19 protein-coding genes are annotated in these 20,244 nt (G+C 67.7%); 6 read left to right on the top strand and 13 right to left on the bottom strand.

The window, feature by feature from the left end:
* Positions 1-9: 9 nt before the first annotated feature.
* Positions 10-897, bottom strand: a complete 888-nt coding sequence (locus ASF32_RS02895; RefSeq protein WP_056423491.1) for a galactosyltransferase-related protein — start codon at positions 895-897, stop codon at positions 10-12.
* Positions 887-2,941, bottom strand: a complete 2,055-nt coding sequence (locus tag ASF32_RS02890) for an HAD-IIB family hydrolase (RefSeq protein ID WP_056423721.1) — start codon at positions 2,939-2,941, stop codon at positions 887-889. Before ASF32_RS02890 ends, ASF32_RS02895 begins: the two co-directional genes overlap by 11 nt.
* A gap of 60 nt (positions 2,942-3,001) precedes the next feature.
* Between ASF32_RS02890 and ASF32_RS02885 the strand changes: the two genes are divergently transcribed.
* Both ASF32_RS02885 and ASF32_RS02880 read left to right on the top strand, forming a co-directional pair.
* The gene (locus tag ASF32_RS02885) at positions 3,002-4,042 is read left to right on the top strand and encodes a glycosyltransferase family 4 protein (RefSeq protein ID WP_056423487.1); all 1,041 of its coding nucleotides are present in this window, start codon (positions 3,002-3,004) and stop codon (positions 4,040-4,042) included.
* Positions 4,042-5,250 (top strand): glycosyltransferase family 4 protein, encoded by a 1,209-nt coding sequence (locus tag ASF32_RS02880; RefSeq protein ID WP_056423485.1) that lies wholly within the window; start codon positions 4,042-4,044, stop codon positions 5,248-5,250. The genes ASF32_RS02885 and ASF32_RS02880 overlap by 1 nt, the downstream gene beginning before the upstream one ends.
* Here ASF32_RS02880 and ASF32_RS02875 read toward each other — a convergent pair.
* Positions 5,238-6,221 (bottom strand): hypothetical protein, encoded by a 984-nt coding sequence (locus ASF32_RS02875; RefSeq protein ID WP_056423719.1) that lies wholly within the window; start codon positions 6,219-6,221, stop codon positions 5,238-5,240. The genes ASF32_RS02880 and ASF32_RS02875 overlap by 13 nt on opposite strands.
* Before the next feature lie 80 nt (positions 6,222-6,301).
* Here ASF32_RS02875 and ASF32_RS02870 point away from each other — a divergent pair, with 80 nt between their 5' ends.
* Positions 6,302-6,931: a hypothetical protein gene (locus ASF32_RS02870; protein ID WP_056423717.1), complete on the top strand. Its 630-nt coding sequence runs from the start codon at positions 6,302-6,304 to the stop codon at positions 6,929-6,931.
* Between the two features lie 46 nt (positions 6,932-6,977).
* The gene (locus tag ASF32_RS02865; protein WP_056423482.1) at positions 6,978-7,622 is read left to right on the top strand and encodes a hypothetical protein; all 645 of its coding nucleotides are present in this window, start codon (positions 6,978-6,980) and stop codon (positions 7,620-7,622) included.
* Positions 7,623-7,720: 98 nt separating this feature from the next.
* On the opposite strand, the gene ASF32_RS02860 is transcribed toward ASF32_RS02865, so the two are convergent.
* Entirely contained in the window at positions 7,721-8,629 is a 909-nt protein-coding gene (locus tag ASF32_RS02860) for a LysR family transcriptional regulator (RefSeq protein ID WP_056423479.1), read from the bottom strand.
* An 89-nt stretch (positions 8,630-8,718) separates the two neighbouring features.
* Here ASF32_RS02860 and ASF32_RS02855 point away from each other — a divergent pair, with 89 nt between their 5' ends.
* A complete protein-coding gene (locus ASF32_RS02855; RefSeq protein ID WP_056423715.1) occupies positions 8,719-9,162 on the top strand; it encodes a PACE efflux transporter in 444 nt (147 codons plus the stop codon).
* 80 nt (positions 9,163-9,242) lie between these two features.
* Here ASF32_RS02855 and ASF32_RS02850 read toward each other — a convergent pair whose 3' ends face one another.
* The 8 genes from ASF32_RS02850 to ASF32_RS02820 form a co-directional block, all read right to left on the bottom strand.
* A complete protein-coding gene (locus tag ASF32_RS02850; protein ID WP_056423476.1) occupies positions 9,243-10,136 on the bottom strand; it encodes a hypothetical protein in 894 nt (297 codons plus the stop codon).
* A gap of 164 nt (positions 10,137-10,300) precedes the next feature.
* Positions 10,301-10,996: a response regulator transcription factor gene (locus ASF32_RS02845; protein WP_056423473.1), complete on the bottom strand. Its 696-nt coding sequence runs from the start codon at positions 10,994-10,996 to the stop codon at positions 10,301-10,303.
* Positions 10,993-13,707, bottom strand: a complete 2,715-nt coding sequence (locus ASF32_RS02840; protein ID WP_056423470.1) for a sensor histidine kinase KdpD — start codon at positions 13,705-13,707, stop codon at positions 10,993-10,995. Before ASF32_RS02840 ends, ASF32_RS02845 begins: the two co-directional genes overlap by 4 nt.
* 37 nt (positions 13,708-13,744) lie before the next feature.
* Positions 13,745-14,350 (bottom strand): K(+)-transporting ATPase subunit C, encoded by a 606-nt coding sequence (locus ASF32_RS02835; protein ID WP_056423466.1) that lies wholly within the window; start codon positions 14,348-14,350, stop codon positions 13,745-13,747.
* A 53-nt stretch (positions 14,351-14,403) separates the two neighbouring features.
* Positions 14,404-16,497, bottom strand: coding sequence for a potassium-transporting ATPase subunit KdpB (gene kdpB / locus ASF32_RS02830; protein WP_056423464.1), 2,094 nt, complete (start codon positions 16,495-16,497; stop codon positions 14,404-14,406).
* 50 nt (positions 16,498-16,547) lie between these two features.
* Positions 16,548-16,760: a hypothetical protein gene (locus ASF32_RS25040; protein WP_156467657.1), complete on the bottom strand. Its 213-nt coding sequence runs from the start codon at positions 16,758-16,760 to the stop codon at positions 16,548-16,550.
* A gap of 10 nt (positions 16,761-16,770) precedes the next feature.
* The gene (kdpA, locus tag ASF32_RS02825; protein ID WP_056423461.1) at positions 16,771-18,486 is read right to left on the bottom strand and encodes a potassium-transporting ATPase subunit KdpA; all 1,716 of its coding nucleotides are present in this window, start codon (positions 18,484-18,486) and stop codon (positions 16,771-16,773) included.
* 12 nt (positions 18,487-18,498) lie between these two features.
* Positions 18,499-18,588 carry a K(+)-transporting ATPase subunit F gene (locus tag ASF32_RS02820; RefSeq protein ID WP_056423457.1) on the bottom strand — a complete coding sequence of 30 codons (90 nt, stop codon included), beginning with the start codon at positions 18,586-18,588 and terminating at the stop codon, positions 18,499-18,501.
* A 426-nt stretch (positions 18,589-19,014) separates the two neighbouring features.
* Here ASF32_RS02820 and ASF32_RS02815 point away from each other — a divergent pair, with 426 nt between their 5' ends.
* Positions 19,015-19,227: a DUF4287 domain-containing protein gene (locus ASF32_RS02815; protein WP_056423454.1), complete on the top strand. Its 213-nt coding sequence runs from the start codon at positions 19,015-19,017 to the stop codon at positions 19,225-19,227.
* 38 nt (positions 19,228-19,265) lie between these two features.
* Here the strand turns inward: ASF32_RS02815 and ASF32_RS02810 are convergent, their stop codons facing one another.
* Positions 19,266-20,180, bottom strand: coding sequence for a LysR family transcriptional regulator (locus tag ASF32_RS02810; RefSeq protein ID WP_056423451.1), 915 nt, complete (start codon positions 20,178-20,180; stop codon positions 19,266-19,268).
* Between the last annotated feature and the right edge of the window lie 64 nt (positions 20,181-20,244).

Here is a 20,244-nt window from a genome sequence, read left to right as displayed (position 1 = left end):
CGCATTTCGTCAGGAGTAAAGGGCGTCGGGCCGCAGGGCGGCGGCGATTTCGGCGGTACTCGGATGGCGGATGACCCGGATCGCGGGGGAGTCCGCGTCCCAGGCGATCAATCCGGCGGCCTCGAACTGACCGAGCCAGTAGGTCATGCACCAGCGTCCATGCGCCCGGCGGAAGCGGGTGGCATTGGCGAGGATGGGCTCGAAGTGCTGCAACGGCGGCACGTGGACCGGGTGGTGCTGATGGTAGGCGCGCGCCCCCGCGACCCAGAACGTCGGGAGACCGGAGGCGTCGAGGCGGGTGGCGAGGTCGGTCTCCTCGCCGCCATAGCCGGCATAGGCCTCGTCCATGCCGCCGACGGCGCGCCAGGCGCGGGCCGGCAGCGCGAAGGACAGGCCCCAGAGTTGGCCGGGATCGGGCTCCCGGCGCAGACCCGTTCGCGGGACCGCCGGCCGTGCCGGATGTGCCCGGCCGTGTCGGGCCAAAGCCGCGTCGTCGGAAGCCGTCTCCGCATCCAACCCCGGCGGCAGATAAAGCACCTCGCCGAGGAACAGGCCGTCCGTCTCCGACGCAGCCCGGCGATAGGCATCGACGAGGCCGGGCGAGGCAATGCAGTCCACGTCGAGGAAAACCAGCAGGTCTCCGGTTGCGGCCTCGGCCGCGCGGTTGCGGGCGGCGGCCAGCGGCATCGGCTCCCCGGCCACGAGAATATGGCGCACGGGGCAGCCCGGATCGGGCAAGTCCGCCTTCGGTTCTGGCTGCATCCAGGCGATCACGAGCTCATGTGGCCGCACGGACTGCCGGGTCAATCCACGCATCAGATTGCGAAGGCGGTCGGCCCGGCCGCGCACGAGCGTGAGCACGCTCGCGGAAGGCCGGTCCAAAGGCTCAGCCCGCATCGACCAGCATCCTGCGGAAATGGCCGACGCCTTCGATGATGCCACGGGCGTGCGAGGTCCGGGCGACGTAGGAATGCTTCAGGGCCGCATGGCTCGCCAGGTCGTCGGAATAATTGGCGACGATAATCGCCTGCGCCTCGGCGCGCAGCATCTCCACGTCGTTTCCGGAATCGCCCGCCACGAACACGGCTCTCTCCGGCAAGCCGTAGAGGGCGCGGACATGACGCACCGCAGTGCCCTTCGATGCCGCCACCGGGAGGACATCGAGGTAGCGTCCGTGGCTATGGATCACGTTGGCGAGGAGGTCCGCTTGCACGAGGCGGTTTCGTACCGCCTCGGCCGCCGCGGCATCCCCGAAATAGCTCAGCTTGTGCCCGCGCTGCTCCAGCCCCCCCTGGGGCACGAGCCCATCGAGACTGGCGAGCACCGCCTGCATGCCGGCACTGTCCCACCCGGTCGAGACGGCGTCGCGCCAAGCCAGATCCGCCGTGTAGGTCACGCCGTTGGGGTCGAGATGGTAGATCTCCGACCCCACCGAGGTGATCATCACCTGCGGGCGCGGACTGGCCTGCTGTTCGAGGATCGCCATGGCGCTGTGAAAGGAGCGACCGGTGGCGACACCGAAGGCCAAACCTGCCTGCCAGCTGCGCCAGCGCCGGAAGATTCCGAGCGCCGCCTCGCAACCCACCAGCGTGTTGTCGATATCGCAGATCAGCAATTGCCGTGGCTCCGCCATGGGCGGCTTGGGCGCCAGGAGCGCCCACAGCAGATCGTGGTAGCGCGCAGCATGCTGATCCCAGTCATAGGCGGCGGCCGCGCGCGCGCCTCCCGCTACACACCGCGCGTAGAGGTCGGGCTCGCCGAGGATGCGCAGGCACGCGGCCGCGATCGCGTCTGGCGCGCGCGGATCGACGAGGAGACCGTTGCCGCAGGTCTCGACGATGTCGTTGGGGCCGCCGCTGTCGGTGGCGACCAGCGGCAACCCCGACGCCGAGGCTTCCAGCAATGTCAGACCGAAGGGCTCGTTGAGGGCGGGATTGACGAACAGGCCGCCGCGCACGCGGGCATAGGCGTAGATCGCCGGCACATCCTCCGGGTCGTGAGTCTTCGGATAGGCGACGCGTCCGTAGAGATCGTAACGGTCGATCAGCACCAGAATCTCACGCAGGGTGGCAGCCATGTCGCCGTCGAGCGCATCGATGTCCTCGCGCGTGCCGGCCATGAGGACGAGGTTGGCACGGGACTGCAGGGCCGGGCTTTCGCCATAGGCCCGCAGCAGCGCCGCCAGATTCTTGCGCGCCACCGGCCGGGCGAGTGCCAACAGGGCAGGCTTCCCGGGATCCTGCAGAAAGCGGTCGATGGTGGCATCGACCCGCGAAAGGGGCACGGCAGACGCGAACCTCGCGAGGTCGCTGCCCGGTGGTAGGACCCGGATGCGTCCGGGATCGTAGGCGACGTATCCGGCATATTGCACTTCCGCCTCGTCGCGGGACGAGGCGATGACGAGACTGGCGCGAGCCAGCGCCCCCTCTTCTGCAGCGATGCGGTGGGCGAGATCGGCGGAGGTCTCCGCTCCTACACCCAACATCGATGCCTTGACCCGCCCGAGCGAATGGGCGGTGAACACGAAGGGTATTCCGAGTTCATCCGTCACGAGCCTCGCGACCGAGGCGGCATCGGCGTAATGGGCATGGATCATGTCCGGCGCCCGAGGCTGCCGTGCGATCCAGTCCATGAGGCTCCGGGCGAAGCTCGCCACCTCCTCGTGCATCTCCTCCTTGGCGCGGTAGACGGGGGACGCGCTCGCGAGCCGCACGAGCTCGACCTTGTCGGAGATCCGCTCTTCGGGCACGGCGTAATCCGGGCCATGCGTGCCGTCGAACAGACGTGTCGCCATGACGATCCTGTCGATGCCGGCATCCTGTGACGAGGCCGCCACAAGATCGAGCAGGTAGCGGATATGGCCGCCGGTATCGGCGGTGAGCCCGAACACCACTCCACCGCCGCGCAGGCAGCCCTGAAGGGCGATATGCAAGATAAACATCAGGCCGACAGCGTTGTAAGCGCGCTGAGACAAGCAAATTCTGTAGTTGAGGTCCGCTCCGTGATTCGCGTCGCCCAAGTCGCCCCGAACATTTTCCCTGTTCCTCCCGAGCATCACGGTGGCACGGAGCGGGTCATTCATGACCTCAGCACGGCACTACGAAACCTCAGCGTCGAAATAACGCTGTTCGCGCCGTCCGACAGTGCGACAGACTTACCACGCATCGGCGACCATCCCAGTCTGGCGGCCCTCGAAAGCCGTCACGGTCGCGTTGCACCCGGCGTCCCGGCGGCGCTCGACGCACTGCAATTGGAGGCGCTGCGGCTGAGGATGGACGAGTTCGACATCATCCATTGCCATGGCGAGTTCGCGCATGCGGCGCTCCTCGGAACCCGCCGGCGGCACAGCCTGACCACGATCCACTGGCGGGTGGACGAGCTCGACCGAGCGCTGTTCTTCGCGGGGTTTCCCGACCTACCGGTGGCGGCGATCTCGGCGGCACAAGAGGCGGGTATTCCGGCCTCGAACCGCGCCGGTATCGTCCATCACGGCATCGCGCGAGACCGCTACGGCCTGCAGACGCAGCCCGGCGACCATGTCGCCTTCGTGGGTCGGATGACCGACCAGAAGCGGCCGGACACCGCCATCCGTGTCGCGCGCGCCGCCGGCGTGCCGATCCGGCTCGGCGGCACGATCGACGTCGGCAACCCCGACTATTTCGAACGCCACGTGCGCCCGCTCCTCGGCGAGGACGCGACCTATCTCGGCCCCGTGGACGATTCCCGGAAGGCGGATCTCCTGGTAAGCGCGCGGGCTCTGCTTTTTCCCATCGACTGGCCCGAGCCCTTCGGCCTCGTGATGATCGAGGCGATGGCCTGTGGTACGCCAGTGATCGCCTGGAACCGTGGCTCGGTGCCGGAGATCGTCGAGGACGGCGTGACCGGCTTCGTCGTCTCCTCCGAGGCCGAGGCGGTGGAGGCCCTGGGCCGGATCGGCCGCCTCGACCGCGCCGTCATCCGCCGCCGCTTCGAGGCGCGCTTCACCGCCGAGCGCATGGCGGCCGATTACCTCGCCATCTATCGCCGACTGCTTGCTGCCTGATGCGCGTCGCGCTCCTCACATGGGATTATCCGCCGGCACCGAGCGGCCTCTCGACCGCCGCCCGGGAGATCGCCGAAAGCCTCGCCGAGGCCGGCGTCGACGTCACGGTCTTCACCCTCGACCGCGTCGGCCGCGAACGGGTCGAGGGCGTGACGGTTGCGGGGATTGGCCTGCCGCCGGACGGCGCTCTGGCCCGCCTGCGCCGCTGGGGTTCGGCCGGGCACCTCGCCGCACCGCTGGCCTTCCGCCATACCATCCTCGCCGACCATGCCCGAGCTCCCTTCGACGTCGTGGAGGCAACGAACTGGTATGCCCCCGCCGCGCTGCTGACCGGCCGCCGAGACCTGCCGCTGGTGACGCGCAGCTCGACGCCCGCCGCTTTCTCGCGCCCACCCGCCGGCTCGTTGCGCGATGACCTGGACGGAAGAGCCGCCGATGCCCTGGAACGCCACCAGGCATGCGGCAGCGCCGGGTTGATCGCCAACACCGTCGAGCACGGGGCCGTGATCGCCCGAGCCTACGGCCTGTCCGGCCGACAACCGGAGGCAGTGATCGGCCTCAGCCTGCCGCCGGAGATCGCGGCAGCGGCGCGCGGCGCGCCATACCCGGAGGATGAAGGGCCGGCACGCCTGCTCTTCGTCGGCCGGGCAGAAGCACGGAAAGGCTTCGACGCGCTTCTCGATGCGGTCGCGATCCTGGCCGAGGAAGCGAGGCGCGGCGCCGTGCCCGCCTTCGTGCTCGATGTCGTCGGCGTGCCGGCAACGGATCTCCCGGCCGACATCCCTGAAGCGGCGCGGGCCTGCATTCGCGCACGCGGCCGGGTGCCCGCGGAAGACCTCGCCGACGCCTATGCCGAGGCGCACGCAGTGCTCGCCCCCTCGCGCTACGAGAGCTTCGGCCTCGTCTATCAGGAGGCCCTCGCCTATGGCCGGCCGGTGGTGGCCTGTGCGCAGGACGCGAGCGCGCGCAGGTTCGTAGGCGGGCCCGGCGCCGGGCCGCTGGCCAAGGAGGCTACCGGCCCGGCCCTGGCCGATGCCCTTCGTCCGCTGCTGGCCGATCCGGCTCTGCGCCGCACTTATCGGACCAACGCACTGGCGGCGGCTGGCCGCTTCAGCCGGGAGGTGCTCGCCAGAGAGACCCTCGACCTCTATGCTCGGGCCATCGCGGCGGCCCAGGCCCACGGGTCAGCGCGGCCTCACTCCCGGTAGGGCTGCAGCAGCGAGGCCTCCTCCTCGGGACGTCCGCGTCCCGGGTCCAGGCTCTCGTAGCGCCGTGAGCGAGCCAGGACATGGACCCGGCTCAGACGGTGCTCGATCACCCCGTGCAGGGCGATGAAGCTGCGTGGCCAGCCGCCGTCGAGGACCGGCCGCTCATGCACGCGGCCCGCATAGCGAACGGACTTGCGATTGAGCCGATACTGCACGTCCGGGTAGACGTCCGAGAGGATGCCGTCGACACGGTTCCGGCGCGCCAAGCCGACGGAGAGGACGTCGTCCGCCTCCGCCATGGCAGCCAGCGCCGGAAGAAGCTGGCCGGAATCGGCAGTGAGGCTCTCGTCGGCATCGAGCTGTAGCACCCAGGGATTGCGGGCGAGATCCTGAAGGACGTTGCGCTGCGTACTGAAATCACCGTCCATGGGCCGGGCGCCCACCCGCACGGCACTCGGTGGAAATCCGGCCGTGGGCACGGCTCGCGGCGGATGCCCCGGCGCGTCGAGCAGGATCACGACATCGTCGGTCCAGCCCGCATGGCTCGCCACGTTAGCCAGGACGGCGTCGAGCTCGGGCGGCCGGCAGAGCAGGCCCAGAGAGACCGGCACTCCCGCCGCCCCGTCTAGGGCGTAGAGGTCCGCCCGCGCGGCACGGTCGCTATGGGGGCGTCGAAGGTCGGTCCGACCCTCGTCGTCGAGCCCACGAACGCCGAGGCCGAAGCCGGTCGCGGCACTGCGCAGGGTGTAGAGATCCAACCCGTAGCCGCCCTCCGGGTCGGGAAGGAAGCTCGTGCCCGAAAGGCGCTCGGCGAGATCCGCGCGGCATCGCTGAGGGTCTGCATCCGCGACCAGCAAAAGGCCGCAGGACGCGCAGGCGAGCGGAAAGGCGCGGCGGCGTCCACCCGGATAGATGAGGTGCCGGTCGGTCGGCTGCAGCATGGCGGCGCCACAGACAAAGCATCGACGCATCATCGGTCCCCCTCCCCGCTCGCACCTTGCCGCGCGGGTCCGACGCCATACCTCCGCTGTTCCTCGTACCCCTGCCGCAAGTGAACACCCAGGTCGACTCCCCCCTCTCCCACGACGTGCTGCGGTTACCGGATTCGCCGCTCGCCATCGTCGGCAACGCGCCGGGAATCGAGGCCGCCGCCGCCATCGACGCCGCCGCCTCTGTCGTGCGCTTCAACAACGCGGCGGGTTTCGGCGGGAGCACCGGCTCCCGGGTCACGCACCTCGCCCTGGTCAATCGCGGCGGACAGATGCGCGAATGGCTGGCCGACCCGGGCTTCCTCGATCGCCCCGTCGTCCGGTGGGCAGATGCGTTCATCCTGCCATTCCCGATGCTCGCCGCAGAGGAGAACCAGCCTGAACAGATGTGCTGGACCCGCGAGGTGCTGGCCTTGCTGGCTCCCCTCGGCAAACCAGTCCACGTGCTGTCCGACGATCTGCACCGCGAGGGGCGGCGTCGCCTCGCGCCTGGCACCACGGGACGGCCGAACCCCAGCACCGGATTCCTCGTGACGCTGGCGCTCATCCTCGGCCGGCGACCACAATCCGAGCCGGTCGATGCCTATGGCTTCGGCTTTGCCGGCTGGCCCGGCCATCCCTGGGCCGCCGAGCGCGCGTGGTTCGCAGAGGCCGAGGCGGCCGGGCGGCTCCGACTGCACACCTCCACATGAACCGCCCATCCCTGGGCCGGGCTTCTCACAAGACCGAGTTTCCCACATGACCACGCTCATCACCGTCCTGAAGGGCGGCGGCCGTTACGACGCGAGCTGGGTCGAGCGCCTCGCTCGCGGCGTGCGCCGCCACGCCCCAGCCTTCGACACGATACTCTGTCTCACGGACCTTCCCCTCGACGTGACCGGCGTGGAGCGCGTGGCGCTTAGGCACGATTGGCCGGCATGGTGGGCAAAGATGGAGGCGTTTCGTCCCGGCCTGACGCGGGGAACGACGGTTTTGTGCGATCTCGACACCGTCTTCACCGGGCCGGCCGAAGCCCTCGCCTCGCCGGGATTGGCCGCGATGGAGGATTATTTCCACAAGGGCCGTCTCTCCAGCGCCCTGATGCGCTGGGAGGGCGGCGAACTGGATTTCCTCTCCACCGCCTTTGCAGCGGACCCTGCGCGCTGGATGGAGGCGGGGTCATGCGGACCGGTCCCGAACGCCGTGCACGGCGATCAGGTCGTCATCGACCACCTGCTACGACGGGAAGGCGTGCGCCCGGACTATATCCAGCGCCTTCACCCGAACCTGCTCGATTTCTACGATCCGCGCCGGGCCGATCACGGTCCGGTGGTGATCTTCATCGGTGATGCGAAGCCGGACAATGCGGCCGGCCCGGTCCGCGCGGCATGGGAACGGCCTTGACCCATCTCATGCCACCGGTCCGCTTTCCGCTCATGAAGGGCTGATCGCTTTCGTGATGGGAAGGCGTCCTCCACCGGGACGATTTCGCTTTCCGGCCCTCAGCCTGCTTGGCCACCGTCAGACAGGGTGCCGACCCTTTCCGCTGCGAAGCGCTCGCGCAGCCACGCCGCAGCGGGGCCGCAGGGGCGCTGCTTGTGCCAGACCAGTTCCAGGGCGATCGGCCAATCGCCCTTGTCGAATTGCAGGTCCGGCGTGACGAGGTACGGCGCGGTCTGCGATGCCGCGATGACGTGGTCGGTGACGAAGGCCCAGCCGATCCCGTGTTTTACCAGTTCGAGGATCACCCAGTGGCTCTCCACCCACCAGACCTCGGCGGCCACCCGCAGGCGGCGCTTTTCCGGCCCGTCGCTGCGCGCGGCGACGAGGATCTGGCGGTGGCGCTTCAGTTCCTCCCACTCCACGCGTGCTTTCGCCAGCGGGTGATCGCATCCGCAGACGAGCTTGAGCGGTACCCAGCCGATGGTCTGGAAGCCCAGTTCCGTGGGCAGGACCTCCTGGCGCCACATGACACCGAGATCGGCGGCGCCGGATTGAACCATGCGGCTGACGTCCTCCATCAGCGGGAAGAGCAGTTCCAGTTCTACGAAGGGGAAATGCCGCGCGAAATCGGCGAAGAGGGCGCCGAGCGCATGTTCGGGGTAGAGTTCGTCGATGGCGACCACCAGCCGGTTCTCCACCCGCCGCTCCAGGCTGCTCGCCACGCCGATGAGATGCTCCCGCCTGTCGAGCACCACGCGCGCTTCGAGCAGCAGCCGCTCTCCCGCCGGTGTGAGCACCGGGTTCCTGCCCGCCCGGCTGAATAACGCCACGCCCAGATCCGTCTCCAGGTTCGCCACCTGGGTGCTGATGGCCGACTGCGCCTTGCGCAATGTCCGGGCTGCGCCGGAGAAGGACCCGGCCTCGGCCGCTGCCACGAAGGCCTGAAGCTGGTCGAGCGAGACGGCCATCTATCTGGATCCGAGATACATACTAACTTGATGATCTGGGTATCGCAGATAGGAAGCGGTCAACCAACGAGATTGTTCAAGGTATGACCATGCGCAGCACACGCGACCGTATCCGCCACGCCCTCCTGTTCGAGATGTTCGGGCTCGCGCTGATCATCCCGTTCGGCACCGTGCTGTTCGGATTGCACGCCTCCGATATGGGCATGATCGGCGTGGGCAGCGCCGTGATCGCAACGGCCTGGAACTACGTCTACAATCTCGGTTTCGATCGAGCCATGCAACGGCTCGCCGGTCACACGCGAAAGAGCCTCCCCCTGCGGGTGGGGCACGCCGTTCTGTTCGAGGCAGGTCTGCTCATGATCCTGCTGCCGCCGATCGCCTGGTATCTCGGGATCGGCCTCGCGCAAGCCTTCTTCATGGATCTCGCGATCGCGGCTTTCTACGTGGTCTACGCCTTCCTCTTCAATCTCGGCTATGACCGAGCCTTCCCATTGCGGAGCTGGAGCGAGACCGCGGCGGAGCCGTGCCGCTGAGCGGCGCCCGTCGCCTGCAGCAGAGACCCAGGCTTCGAAAGTGCACCCTGGGGGCGGATCGGCGACGATCCCCCCTGCTTTCAGATGGATTCCGCGCTCCTGACGGGCCGTTGCTCACGCGAAACGAAATTCGAGACGATGGCTGAAAATTCGGGCGTGCGAAGGTAGCCGTAGGATTTATGGTGGTTCGGCTCCCCGCCGGGACGCCGGTACGCATTCATGACTCTCCGGTCGTCAATGCGGATGCCGGTCTCGTTTGGTGAGTAGTCCGTCGCCAGATCACCCATGATGGCGACGACGTCTTCTCCATCGGCGAGGTTCGTCCAAGCCGCGACGTTGTTCGGCACGCGTAATGTGTCGTGCTCGGCCTCGAATTTGAGCTTCACCTTCGCCAGGCCCAATGGCGACGCCGCCGTGACGAGGTGGTCGATCCTCAATGAGGGTTCGTCCCGTTCCAGCATCCGCAAGACGTCGTAGGCGATGACCGACCCCATCGAATGGGCGACAAGAAAGATGCGATGGGCGCCGAACGCCTTCAGGCGTTCGATCAGCCGCGTACGAACCCGACGGGCGAAGTCCTGTTCGGCGTGATAGTGCCAGAGGTCGTCGAAGCGATGTTCGAGAATGACATCGTCAACGAGAGTCACGCCGGTCGCCTCCTCGACGGCGTCGATCCCGGCATAGACCGGCGCCAACATGGCGTTGGTGGTGAGCGTCGGCGCGGTCTCCCCGCGTGGCAGAGGTCCCGTCCCCTCGTAAGGCCGGTATGGCTCGCGGTTGCCATCCCCGGACAGCGGCGCGTCGTAGCGAAGATCGGCCCAGTAGACGAAATCGAACGCGAAGTGGGGATCGGCGATGCCTTCGTTGCGAACGAGGCCCTCGTCGATGGCCGCCTTCCACCATCGCGTTTTCTCATCTGCGGGTGGTTTATTCGCGAGACCGTGGATGCCGATAACGACGCAATCGCGCTCCATAGGTCCGGACGGTTCCTCTCGATGAAGGCGCGCGCTTCACCACGCCCGCCTTTGTCAGGTCGGTCCATGAACGCGAATCCCCGGATTTCGATGCATGGCGAAAGGTGAAGTTGGCGACGCATGCCCATCGCCCATGCAGCCGTGGGTGCTTGCGTCTGGGCATGTCAGGTCCGGACATCGTCCTCCGGCGCGCGCAGGCGGTAGCCGATTCCGGTCTCGGTGAGGAGGATGCGCGGCCGCTCGGGATCGGCCTCCAGCTTGAGGCGAAGCTGGCGCATGTAGACACGCAGGTATTGCGGGTCCGACGAGGTCGAAACCTCCTTCATGAGTTGGGCGTGGGTGAGCGCCTTGCCGGCATGCTGGATCAGCACGCGCAGGAAATCGTACTCGCGCGGGGTGAGCTTCACTTCCGCTCCGCGCACCCGGACGATGCGGCGCACGAGATCGACGCTGAGGCCATCGACCTCGAACAGGGCGCGCTCGCCCTGGACGGCGAGCTGATGGCGCAGGGCCGCGCGGATGCGGGCGAGGAGTTCGCCCATGCCGAAGGGCTTCGTCACGTAATCGTCAGCCCCGAGATCGAGGGCCTCGACCTTGCCGGGCTCGTCGTCGCGGCTCGATAGGACGACCACCGGCAGGTCGCGATGGTCTTCGCGGATGCGGCGCAAGAGGTCGTGCCCCCGCATGTCCGGCAGCCCGAGGTCGAGGATGATGAGGTCGATCGCATCTTTGGCCAGGAGGTCGAGGGCGATGCGGGCGTTCGGCGCCTCCAAGATCGCGTAGCCCTGGGTCGCGAGCCCCATGCGCAGCAATTTGCGGATCGGCGGTTCGTCGTCGATGACGAGGATGTTCAGGCTCATGCGGCGAGATCCGCCCGGCTGTGTCCGGGCACCGGCAGGACGATGGTGAAGATCGCGCCGAGGCGGTCACGGCGGTTTCCCGCCGTCAATGTGCCACCCATGGCCTCGACGAAACCGCGTGCGATGGCGAGGCCGAGCCCCGTTCCCGCCCTTACGCTGTCGCCTTTACGGACGCGATAGAACTTGTCGAACACGCGCTCGACATCGGCCTCAGGCAGGCCGTCGCCCTCGTCGAGCACCGCGAGGTGGACCCGCCCACCCTCGGCCGAGCCCCGGACGGTGACGGTGGACTCCTCCGGGGCATATTTGGCGGCGTTGTCGAGGAGGTTGACCAGCACCTGCTCGAACAGGACGGGGTCGAGGCGCAGGGCTGGCAAACCCGCCGGCAGATCCAGCACGACACGGTGTCCGGCCAGAATGGGCCCGAGGCGACGCAGGGCCGTGTCCACGATCTCGGCGACATCCTGCAGGGTGAGGTTGGCGGCGACCGCCCCCGCCTCGAGCCGTGTCATGTCGAGGAGGTTGACGATGAAGCGGTTCAGACGCTCCGATTCCGCGATGACGGTCGTGAGCAGGTCGGCCTTGGCCTCGTGGGCCAAAGCCCCATCGAGGTCGCGCAGGGTCGTGGCCGCCCCCAGCACCGAAGCGAGCGGCGTGCGCAGATCGTGCGAGATCGAGGTGAGCAGTGCCTGGCGCAGGCGGTCGGTCTCGGCGGCGCGCTCGGCGCGGTCGAGATCCTCCACGAGGCGGACGCGCTCGATGGCGAGCGCCGCCATATCGGCCAAAGTGTCGAACAGGCGTCGTTCCTCCGGGGTGAGGATGGGGCCGATGCGATCCGCATCGAGGCCGATCACGCCGACGATGCCGCGCCCCGTGCGCATCGGCAGGAAGAGCCGCCTGGCGCCCGGCAGGGTGTCGGCGCCGCGTCCCGCCGGCCTTTCGTTGTCGAAGGCCCATTTCGCCGCGCCGAAATCGGCCGCATCCAGCCTGTCCTCGGGTGGGAAGCCGGCGCGCACCGAGACGACGTCGTTCTCGGGCAACAGGAGCACGACGCGGACCTTGAGCATGGCGGCGATCTGGGCCGAGGTGGCCCAGAGCACGTCGTCGAGGGTTCCGCAGCCGGCGAGCTTGCGGCTGAAACCGTAGAGTCGCTCCGTTGCACGGGCACGCCCTTGCGAGACCCTGGCCTCCCGGCGGGTCTGCGAGGCGAGGTTCGAGACCACCACGGCCACCACCGTAAAGAGCAGGAACGCGGCGACGTTGGTCGGGTCGGCGATGGTGAGTGTGTAGACCGGCGGGAGAAAAAAGAAGTTGTAGGAGAGAGAGGCGGCCAGCACCGCGGCCAGCGACGGCCCCAGCCCGAGGCGCACCGCCACCGCCACCACCGCGGTCAGCAGGATGAGGTCGGCATTCTCGACGCCGAGATAGGGCTGCAAAACGAGCGCGAGTCCGAGCCCTAAAGCTGTGGCGCTCAGGGCAAGGACATAGTGACCGGGACTGAAGGCACGCACGGCCGGGGCCGTCGCCACCGTCTTCGGCAGAACCGGACCCGCCTCGATCGCCTCGCCGGCGATGACGTGGATACTGATCGTGCCGGAGCGCCGGACGATATCGTGCACCACCGAGCCGTGGAACAGCTCGAACAAGGGCGAGCGGTCGGCCTTGCCGAGAATGATGTGGTTGACGTTCGCCGAGCGGGCATAGGCGAGGATGTCGTCGGCGACACGACGGCCACCCGGGATCGTCACGGCATCGCCGCCGAGGCGGTCGGCGAGGCGCAGGGTGTCGGCGATGCGGTCGCGCGCGGCCTCGTCGAGGGAGAGGGTTCGAGGGCCCTCGACCGTGATGGCGGTCCAGGGCGCATGCAGCCGGTCCGCGAGACGTTTGGCGTGGCGCACTAGGCCGGCCGAGCGCGGATCCTCACTGATACAGACGAGGACCCGTTCGCCCGCGCCCCACGGACCCGCGATGGCATTGGCCCGCATGTGGCTGAGAAGTTCGTCATCGACCCGGTCGGCGGTGCGGCGGAGCGCGAGTTCCCGCAGGGCCGTGAGATTGCCCCGGGAAAAGTAGTGTTTCAGCGCGCGCTCGGCGTTCCCCTTCACGTAGACTTTGCCGTCGCGCAGACGCTGGATCAGGTCGTCGGGGCTGAGATCGACCACCTCGATGTCGTCGGCCCGGTCCAAGACACCGTCCGGCACGGTTTCCCGCACGCGGATGCGGGTGATCTGGGCGACGACGTCGTTGAGGCTCTCGACATGCTGGATGTTAAGAGTGGTGTAGACGTCGATGCCGGCGTCGAGGAGTTCCTCGACGTCCTGGTAGCGCTTGGGATGGCGCGAGCCGGGCGCGTTGGTGTGGGCGAGCTCGTCCACGAGGGCCAGGGCGGGCCGACGCAGGAGCAAGGCGTCGAGGTCCATCTCATCCAGCATCGTGCCGTGATACGCGATGGAATGCCGGGCCATCACCTCGAAGCCCTCGACGAGAGTCTCGGTCTCGGACCGGCCATGTGTCTCGACCACGCCAACGACGACGTCCGTCCCGGCCTTGAGCCGAGCACGTCCGACGGTCAGCATCTCGTAGGTCTTGCCGACGCCAGGAGCCGCCCCGAGGAACACCTTAAGGCGGCCGCGATGTCCCTCTTCCCGGCGGACGGCCTCGAGCAGCGCTTCGGGCGAGGGACGGTCCGGATCGCGATGAGGCTTCAGCATGGGCGGCCCGACATGCGGAAAGAATGACGCGGCAAGATTATCTTGGCTTCAGATCGTCCAGGGCGAGGTTGAGGGCAAGGACGTTCACGCGCGGCTCGCCGAGGATGCCGACGAGCCGGCCCTGGATCTGAGCCTCCACGAGGGAGCGCACCCTGTCCTCCGACAGGCCGCGCTCCCTGGCGACGCGGGGAACCTGGAACTGGGCCGCGTCCGGCGAGATGTCCGGATCGAGGCCCGAACCGCTTGCAGTGACGAGATCGACCGGTACGGGCCGGCCGGGATTCCCGGCCTTCAGAGCGTCGAGGTCACCCTTGACCCGTTCCGCCAGGACGGCGCTCGTCGGACCGAGGTTCGAGCCCGAGGAATTCGCGGCATTGTAGGGCGACGGGACAGTCTTGGTGGAATCGGCCGGGTCGGCGGCGCTCGTCGCCGAGGGCCGACCGTGAAAATACCCCGTACCGGTGAAAGACTGTCCGATCAGGCTGGAGCCGACGATCCTGCCGTCGCGCTCGATCAGGCTCCCGGCGGCTTTCGCCGGGAAGATCGCCCCCGCGAGGCCGGTCATCGCGAGGGGATAGGCGAGCCCCGTAAGTGCCGTCAGGGCGATCAGCAGGACGAAAACGGGGCGAAGCTGGGTCAACATGGACGTATGCCTGTCGTGAGTTGGCTTGGCGGCTCGGACGAGGTGCGGGGAGATCAGACGAGGTGAAGCGCGGTGATGGCGAGATCGATGGCCTTGATGCCGATGAACGGCACCAGGATACCGCCGAGGCCGTAGATCAGGAGGTTGCGCCGCAGAAGTGCGCCGGCCCCCACCGCCCGGTAGGACACGCCGCGCAGCGCCAGCGGGATCAGCACGACGATGATGAGCGCGTTGAAGATGATCGCCGACAGGATCGCGCTCTCGGGCGAGGCCAGCCGCATGATGTTGAGCGCCCCAAGCTGCGGGTAGAGTACGAGGAACATCCCCGGGATGATGGCGAAGTACTTGGCGACGTCGTTGGCGATGGAGAACGTGGTCAGCGCGCCCCGCGTCATCAGCAGTTGCTTGCCGATGCCGACGATCTCGATGAGCTTGGTCGGATCGGAATCGAGGTCGACCATGTTGCCGGCTTCGCGGGCCGCCACCGTGCCGGTATTCATGGCCACGCCGACATCGGCCTGGGCAAGCGCCGGGGCGTCGTTGGTGCCGTCGCCGCACATGGCCACGAGCTTGCCCTGGGACTGTTCCTTGCGGATCAGGGCCAGCTTGTCCTCTGGCGTGGCCTGGGCCAGGAAATCGTCCACGCCGGCCTCGGCCGCGATGGCCGCCGCCGTCATCGGGTTGTCGCCGGTGATCATCACCGTTCGGATGCCCATCTGGCGCAACTCGGCGAAGCGCTCGCGAATGCCGCCCTTCACGATGTCCTTCAGGTAAACGACGCCGAGCAGCTGCCCGTCGCGTGCCACAGCGAGCGGTGTCCCGCCGGCCTTCGCGACATCGTCGGCAATGGCCTGGATCTCACGCACGATGTCGGTGGCGGGTCCGGGGGCGTAGGCCAGGGCGGTGTTCGATCCGCGCGCGGCCACGGGCTGAGGGCTCACCGAGGCGATGATCGACTCCACCGCGCCCTTGCGGATCGAGGAACCGTCGACATCGACGCCGCTCATTCGCGTTTGGGCGGTGAAGGGCACGAAGGTGGCGTTCAGGCTTCCCATGTCGCGGGCGCGGATGCCGTACTTGTCCTTGGCCAGCACCACGATGGAACGGCCCTCGGGAGTTTCATCGGCCAGCGAAGCGAGCTGGGCGGCGTCCGCCAGATCCTGCTCGGAGACACCGTGCACGGGTCGGAACTCGGTGGCTTGCCGGTTGCCCAGAGTGATGGTCCCGGTCTTGTCGAGGAGTAGGGTATCGACGTCGCCGGCCGCCTCCACGGCGCGGCCCGACATGGCGAGGACGTTGAACCGGACCAGCCGGTCCATCCCGGCGATGCCGATGGCCGAGAGGAGCGCGCCGATCGTCGTCGGGATCAGCGTGACGAACAGCGCGACGAGAACGATGACCGGGATCGCGCCGCCGGCATAGCTCGCGAAACTCGGGATGCTCGCCACTGCGAATAGAAAGATGAGGGTCAGGCCGGCGAGCAGGATGTTGAGCGCGATCTCGTTGGGGGTCTTCTGGCGGGAGGCGCCCTCCACCAGGGCGATCATGCGGTCGACGAAGGTCGAGCCGGCGGCAGCGGTGATGCGCACGCGGATCTCGTCGGAGAGCACCTGAGTGCCCCCGGTGACGGCCGAGCGGTCGCCGCCGGATTCGCGGATGACCGGGGCGGATTCGCCGGTGATGGCGGCCTCGTTGACGGAGGCGACGCCGGCTATGACCTCGCCGTCGGATGGGATCAGATCCCCCGCCTCCACCAGCACCACGTCGCCGACCTTGAGGGACGTGCCCGGAACGGTCTCGATCTCGCGGCCGGAGCCGGTGAGGCGCTTGGCCGTCATCTCGGTCCGGGTGCGGCGCAGGCTGTCCGCCTGCGCTTTACCACGCCCCTCCGCGAGGGCTTCGGCGAAATTGGCGAAGATTAGGGTGAACCAGAGCCACAGGATGATCTGACCGGAAAAGGCGAGGTTGGCCCCGCCGGTGAGAACGTCGCGAGCGAAGAGGATCGTGGTCAGGGCAGCCACGACCTCGACCACGAACATGACCGGGTTGCGGATCATCCTGCGGGGATCGAGCTTGGTCAGGGCACCAAGGAGTGCCGGCCCGACGAGGGCGGCGCTGAACAGGCTGGAGGAGTTTGGGCGGGCCATTGCGGGTGTCCGATGGGGAGGCATTTGGGGGCGGCGCCGTCGAGCGGAGCTCAGGGTGCCAGCGCGCGGGTCAGAAGGTCGGCACCCGCCATGATGCAGAGGGCGCCGAGGAGGATCAGGCCGAGCATGCCGAGGATCACATCCGAAATGCGGAGGTCGTGGCGGTCTCGTTGAACCCGGCTCCAGGTCGGGGGACGGGGTCGGTGCAGGGCGAGCGCCCGGCGGACGACGGATCGTTTCGGCGCGGAGTGGGTAAGCGACAAGCGATGCATCTCAGCCCCCCGCCGGAAATGTCTGCCCGAGGCCGCCGGCGAGGTGCTCCACCACCGGTCCGAGAGCGAGCGCCGGGAAGAAGGTCAGTCCACCAACGATGAGGATCACACCCACCAGCAGTCCGACGAACAGGCCGCCATGGGTCGGGAATGTCCCGGCCGAGGCCGGCACGGTCTTCTTGGCCGCCAGCGATCCCGCGATGGCCAGCGCCGGAATGATGACGAAGAAGCGACCGAACAGCATGCCGAGGCCGAGGGTGGTGTTGTAGAAGGTCGTGTTGGCCGTGAGCCCACCGAAAGCGGAGCCGTTATTGGCCGCCGCCGAGGTGAAGGCGTAGAGGATCTCCGAAAAGCCGTGCGGTCCGGCATTGGCGGGCCCCGCGAGGCCGGCCGCGACGACGGTGGCCAGCGCCGTGAAGCCCAGCATCATCAGGGGCAGGCACAGGATGGCGAGCATCGCCATCTTGACCTCGCGGCCCTCGATCTTCTTGCCGAGATATTCCGGCGTACGGCCCACCATGAGACCGGCCACGAAGATCGTCACGATGACGAAGACCAGGATGCCGTAGAGACCCGCACCGACGCCGCCGACGATGATCTCGCCGAGTTCCATGTTGATCAGCGGGATCATGCCGCCGAGCGCCGTGAAGCTGTCATGCATCGCATTGACCGCGCCACAGGAGGCCGCCGTGGTAATGGCGGCGAATAGTGAAGAGCCGAGAATCCCGAAGCGGACCTCCTTGCCCTCCATGTTGCCCCCGGTGAGGCCGAGGCCGTTGAGGACGGGGCTGCCCGCGCTCTCGGCCCAGTAGACGATGGCGGTTCCAGCCAGGAACAGCGCGCCCATGGCGGCGAGGATGGCCCAACCCTGGCGCTCGTCACCGACCATGCGGCCGAACACATTGGTCATCGCCGCACCAAGGGCGAAGATCGAGATCATCTGAACGAAGTTCGAGAGCGCGGTGGGGTTCTCGAAAGGATGCGCGGCGTTGGCGTTGAAGAAGCCGCCGCCATTGGTGCCCAGCATCTTGATGGCGACCTGGCTCGCCACGGGGCCGACCGCGAGGGTCTGCTTCGCGCCCTCCAGAGTGGTCGCCTCGACGGCGCCGGAAAGCGTCTGGGGAATGCCCTGCCAGACGTAGAACAGCGTCAGCACCATGCAGAGCGGGAGCAGCAGGTAGAGGGTCGTGCGAGTCAAATCGACCCAGAACGAGCCCACGGTTTTCGCCGAGGCCCGTGAAAAGCCACGCACGAGCGCGACGGCGAGCGCGATACCAGTGGCTGCCGAAAGGAAGTTCTGGTGCGTCAGGCCCAGCATCTGCGTGAGGTATGACAGCGTCGTCTCGCCACCATAGGATTGCCAGTTGGTGTTGGTGACGAAGCTCGTCGCGGTGTTGAAGGCGAGGTCCGGCGCGACGCCGGCTTGTCCGTCCGGGTTGAACGGCAGCAGCGCCTGGACGCGCAGCAGCGCGTAGAGGGTCAGGAAGCCGAGGACGTGAAAGGCGAGCATCGCCGACGCGTAGGCCAGCCAGTGTTGCTCCTGCTCGGCATCGATGCCGGCGACGCGGTAGAGTCCGCGCTCGACGGGTGAGAGCACGGGCGAGAGCAGCGTACGCTCGCCCGTGAAGACACGGGACATGTAGCCGCCAAGCGGACGGGCAAGCGCGACGACGACCGCGCAGAACAGCGCGATCTGGAACCAGCCGTTGAGACTCATCGGGTAATTCCTTCAGAACCGCTCGGGGCGGACGAGGGCGTAGGTCAGGTATCCGAGCAGCCCCAGGGTCACGAGGGCGCCCAGCATCAGGTCGAGGGTCATGGCGGGGGCCTCAGAGGCGTTCGCAGAGGCCGGCATAGCCGGCGGCCAGGCCGAAGAAGCCGAGGCCCAGGGCAATGAAGGTGAGATCGAGCATGGAGCGTCCGTTTCGGTTCGGCGCGCCGGTGCCGTGACCGGTCGCGCTCGCCCTCCGATGTGGCTCGGAACCGCATTAGGGTTCGAGAGGGACGCGAGGACGATCTTATAAGGATCGCATGAGGATTCGTGCCGTCTTGGATGTCGAGGGTGGTCCCGTGGCAGGACCAGTGCATGGTCGCCATCGGACGCCCGGCACTGAATCCGACGGGCTCCGGGCGATCCGTACCGGCATTTGCGGTCCCGCCGCCGCGCCGACTCATGCGAAGAGGTTGCGATCCAGGCGATTTTTGGTGAAGCTGATACCGGTCAATGCGTGGGAAAAACGCTCACATGTCTACCGAGGCCACCAAGGGACCTGCGTCTTACTTTCCATCCATCGAGAAGAAGTACGGACGCCCGATCGGTGACTGGCAGCGATTGGTGAGAGACCGACTTCCCGCCAAGCACATGGAACTGGTGTCGATGCTGAAGGAAGAGTACGGAATGGGTCACGGTCACGCCAACGCGATCGTCGCTCATGTGCTGTCCGCGCAGAACGCGTAGCCGACCCCGGCCGGCGCTGCGACGTGGCAGCACCGCCCTCATTCCGCGGGGTCGCGTGGTTCGGAATTCTTCCACCGCAACGTATCGACCAATGCCCGAAGCGCGGGCGAGATCTGGCGGTTGGGAAAGTAGAGATGACAGCCTGGAAATGGCGGGCACCAATCGTCCAGCACCTGGATCAACCGGCCGGCCGCCACATCCTCTACGACATCCGTCTCCAGCATGTAGCCGAGGCCCGCGCCCGCACGTATCGCGGAGGCTGCCAGCGCGCCATCATTGACGATGAACTGGCCGCCTGCGCGCACGCGTATGTCGCGTCGGTCCCGAGCGAACTCCCATGGCAGGAGACCGCCTCCGCCAATCAGACGGTAGCTGACGCAATTGTGGTGCTCCAGATCGGCCGGGGTCTCGGGCCGAGGATGGCGTGCGAAGTAATCCGGCGTGCCGACGACCACCGTGCGGAGATCGGGGCCGACGCGCACCGCCACCATGTCGCCTTCCACGGCTTCGCCGAAGCGGATCCCTGCGTCGAAGCTGGCAGCGACCAGATCGGAGAGACGGTCGTCGACGAGAACCTCGACGGAGATCGCCGGATGGTCGAGGAGGAATTGGGGAAGCGACGGTTCGAGGATCGTGCGGGCGGCATAGGAAAACGTGGTGAGCCGGATGGTACCCGAGGGCTCGCTCCGCCAGTCGGCGAGCGCCGCGAGTCCCCGAGCGATCTCTTCCAGCGCCGGGTTGATCGTGCGCAAGAGCCGGTCGCCGGCTGGCGTCGGGGCCACACTCCGCGTCGTGCGGGCGAGGAGGCGAACACCGAGACGCGTCTCCAATCCACGAATCGCGTGGCTGAGGGCCGAGGGCGAAAGGCCGAGTTCGGCCGCCGCGCGGGTGAAGCTACAGGCGCGCGCCACCGCCGCGAAGGCCGCCAGATCGTCGAAATCCCCGCGCCGCATTGATGCATTCCGCTCACAAACCCATGCCGACCAGCGGAGCTAATCGCCGGGTTGCCACGACCCT

This window comes from Methylobacterium sp. Leaf91 (assembly GCF_001422815.1).
In the GTDB taxonomy this organism is placed as follows: domain Bacteria; phylum Pseudomonadota; class Alphaproteobacteria; order Rhizobiales; family Beijerinckiaceae; genus Methylobacterium.
The sequence above is the reverse complement of the archived record's forward strand: the minus strand, read 5'-3'. Positions and strand labels throughout refer to the sequence as shown.

Bases quoted from the DNA above. Each gene is read 5' to 3' on its own strand.
- ASF32_RS02875 (WP_056423719.1), bottom strand. From the start codon at position 6,221: ATGCGTCGATGCTTTGTCTGTGGCGCCGCCATGCTGCAGCCGACCGAC.
- kdpA (WP_056423461.1), bottom strand. From the start codon at position 18,486: ATGAGTCTCAACGGCTGGTTCCAGATCGCGCTGTTCTGCGCGGTCGTC.
- ASF32_RS02845 (WP_056423473.1), bottom strand. From the start codon at position 10,996: ATGAGCCTGAACATCCTCGTCATCGACGACGAACCGCCGATCCGCAAA.
- kdpB (WP_056423464.1), bottom strand. From the start codon at position 16,497: ATGGCCCGCCCAAACTCCTCCAGCCTGTTCAGCGCCGCCCTCGTCGGG.
- ASF32_RS02890 (WP_056423721.1), bottom strand. From the start codon at position 2,941: ATGTTTATCTTGCATATCGCCCTTCAGGGCTGCCTGCGCGGCGGTGGA.
- ASF32_RS02860 (WP_056423479.1), bottom strand. From the start codon at position 8,629: ATGGCCGTCTCGCTCGACCAGCTTCAGGCCTTCGTGGCAGCGGCCGAG.
- ASF32_RS02880 (WP_056423485.1), top strand. From the start codon at position 4,042: ATGCGCGTCGCGCTCCTCACATGGGATTATCCGCCGGCACCGAGCGGC.
- ASF32_RS02895 (WP_056423491.1), bottom strand. From the start codon at position 897: ATGCGGGCTGAGCCTTTGGACCGGCCTTCCGCGAGCGTGCTCACGCTC.
- ASF32_RS02820 (WP_056423457.1), bottom strand. From the start codon at position 18,588: ATGACCCTCGACCTGATGCTGGGCGCCCTCGTGACCCTGGGGCTGCTC.
- ASF32_RS02835 (WP_056423466.1), bottom strand. From the start codon at position 14,350: ATGTTGACCCAGCTTCGCCCCGTTTTCGTCCTGCTGATCGCCCTGACG.
- ASF32_RS02840 (WP_056423470.1), bottom strand. From the start codon at position 13,707: ATGCTGAAGCCTCATCGCGATCCGGACCGTCCCTCGCCCGAAGCGCTG.
- ASF32_RS02815 (WP_056423454.1), top strand. From the start codon at position 19,015: ATGTCTACCGAGGCCACCAAGGGACCTGCGTCTTACTTTCCATCCATC.
- ASF32_RS02810 (WP_056423451.1), bottom strand. From the start codon at position 20,180: ATGCGGCGCGGGGATTTCGACGATCTGGCGGCCTTCGCGGCGGTGGCG.
- ASF32_RS02855 (WP_056423715.1), top strand. From the start codon at position 8,719: ATGCGCAGCACACGCGACCGTATCCGCCACGCCCTCCTGTTCGAGATG.
- ASF32_RS02850 (WP_056423476.1), bottom strand. From the start codon at position 10,136: ATGGAGCGCGATTGCGTCGTTATCGGCATCCACGGTCTCGCGAATAAA.
- ASF32_RS02865 (WP_056423482.1), top strand. From the start codon at position 6,978: ATGACCACGCTCATCACCGTCCTGAAGGGCGGCGGCCGTTACGACGCG.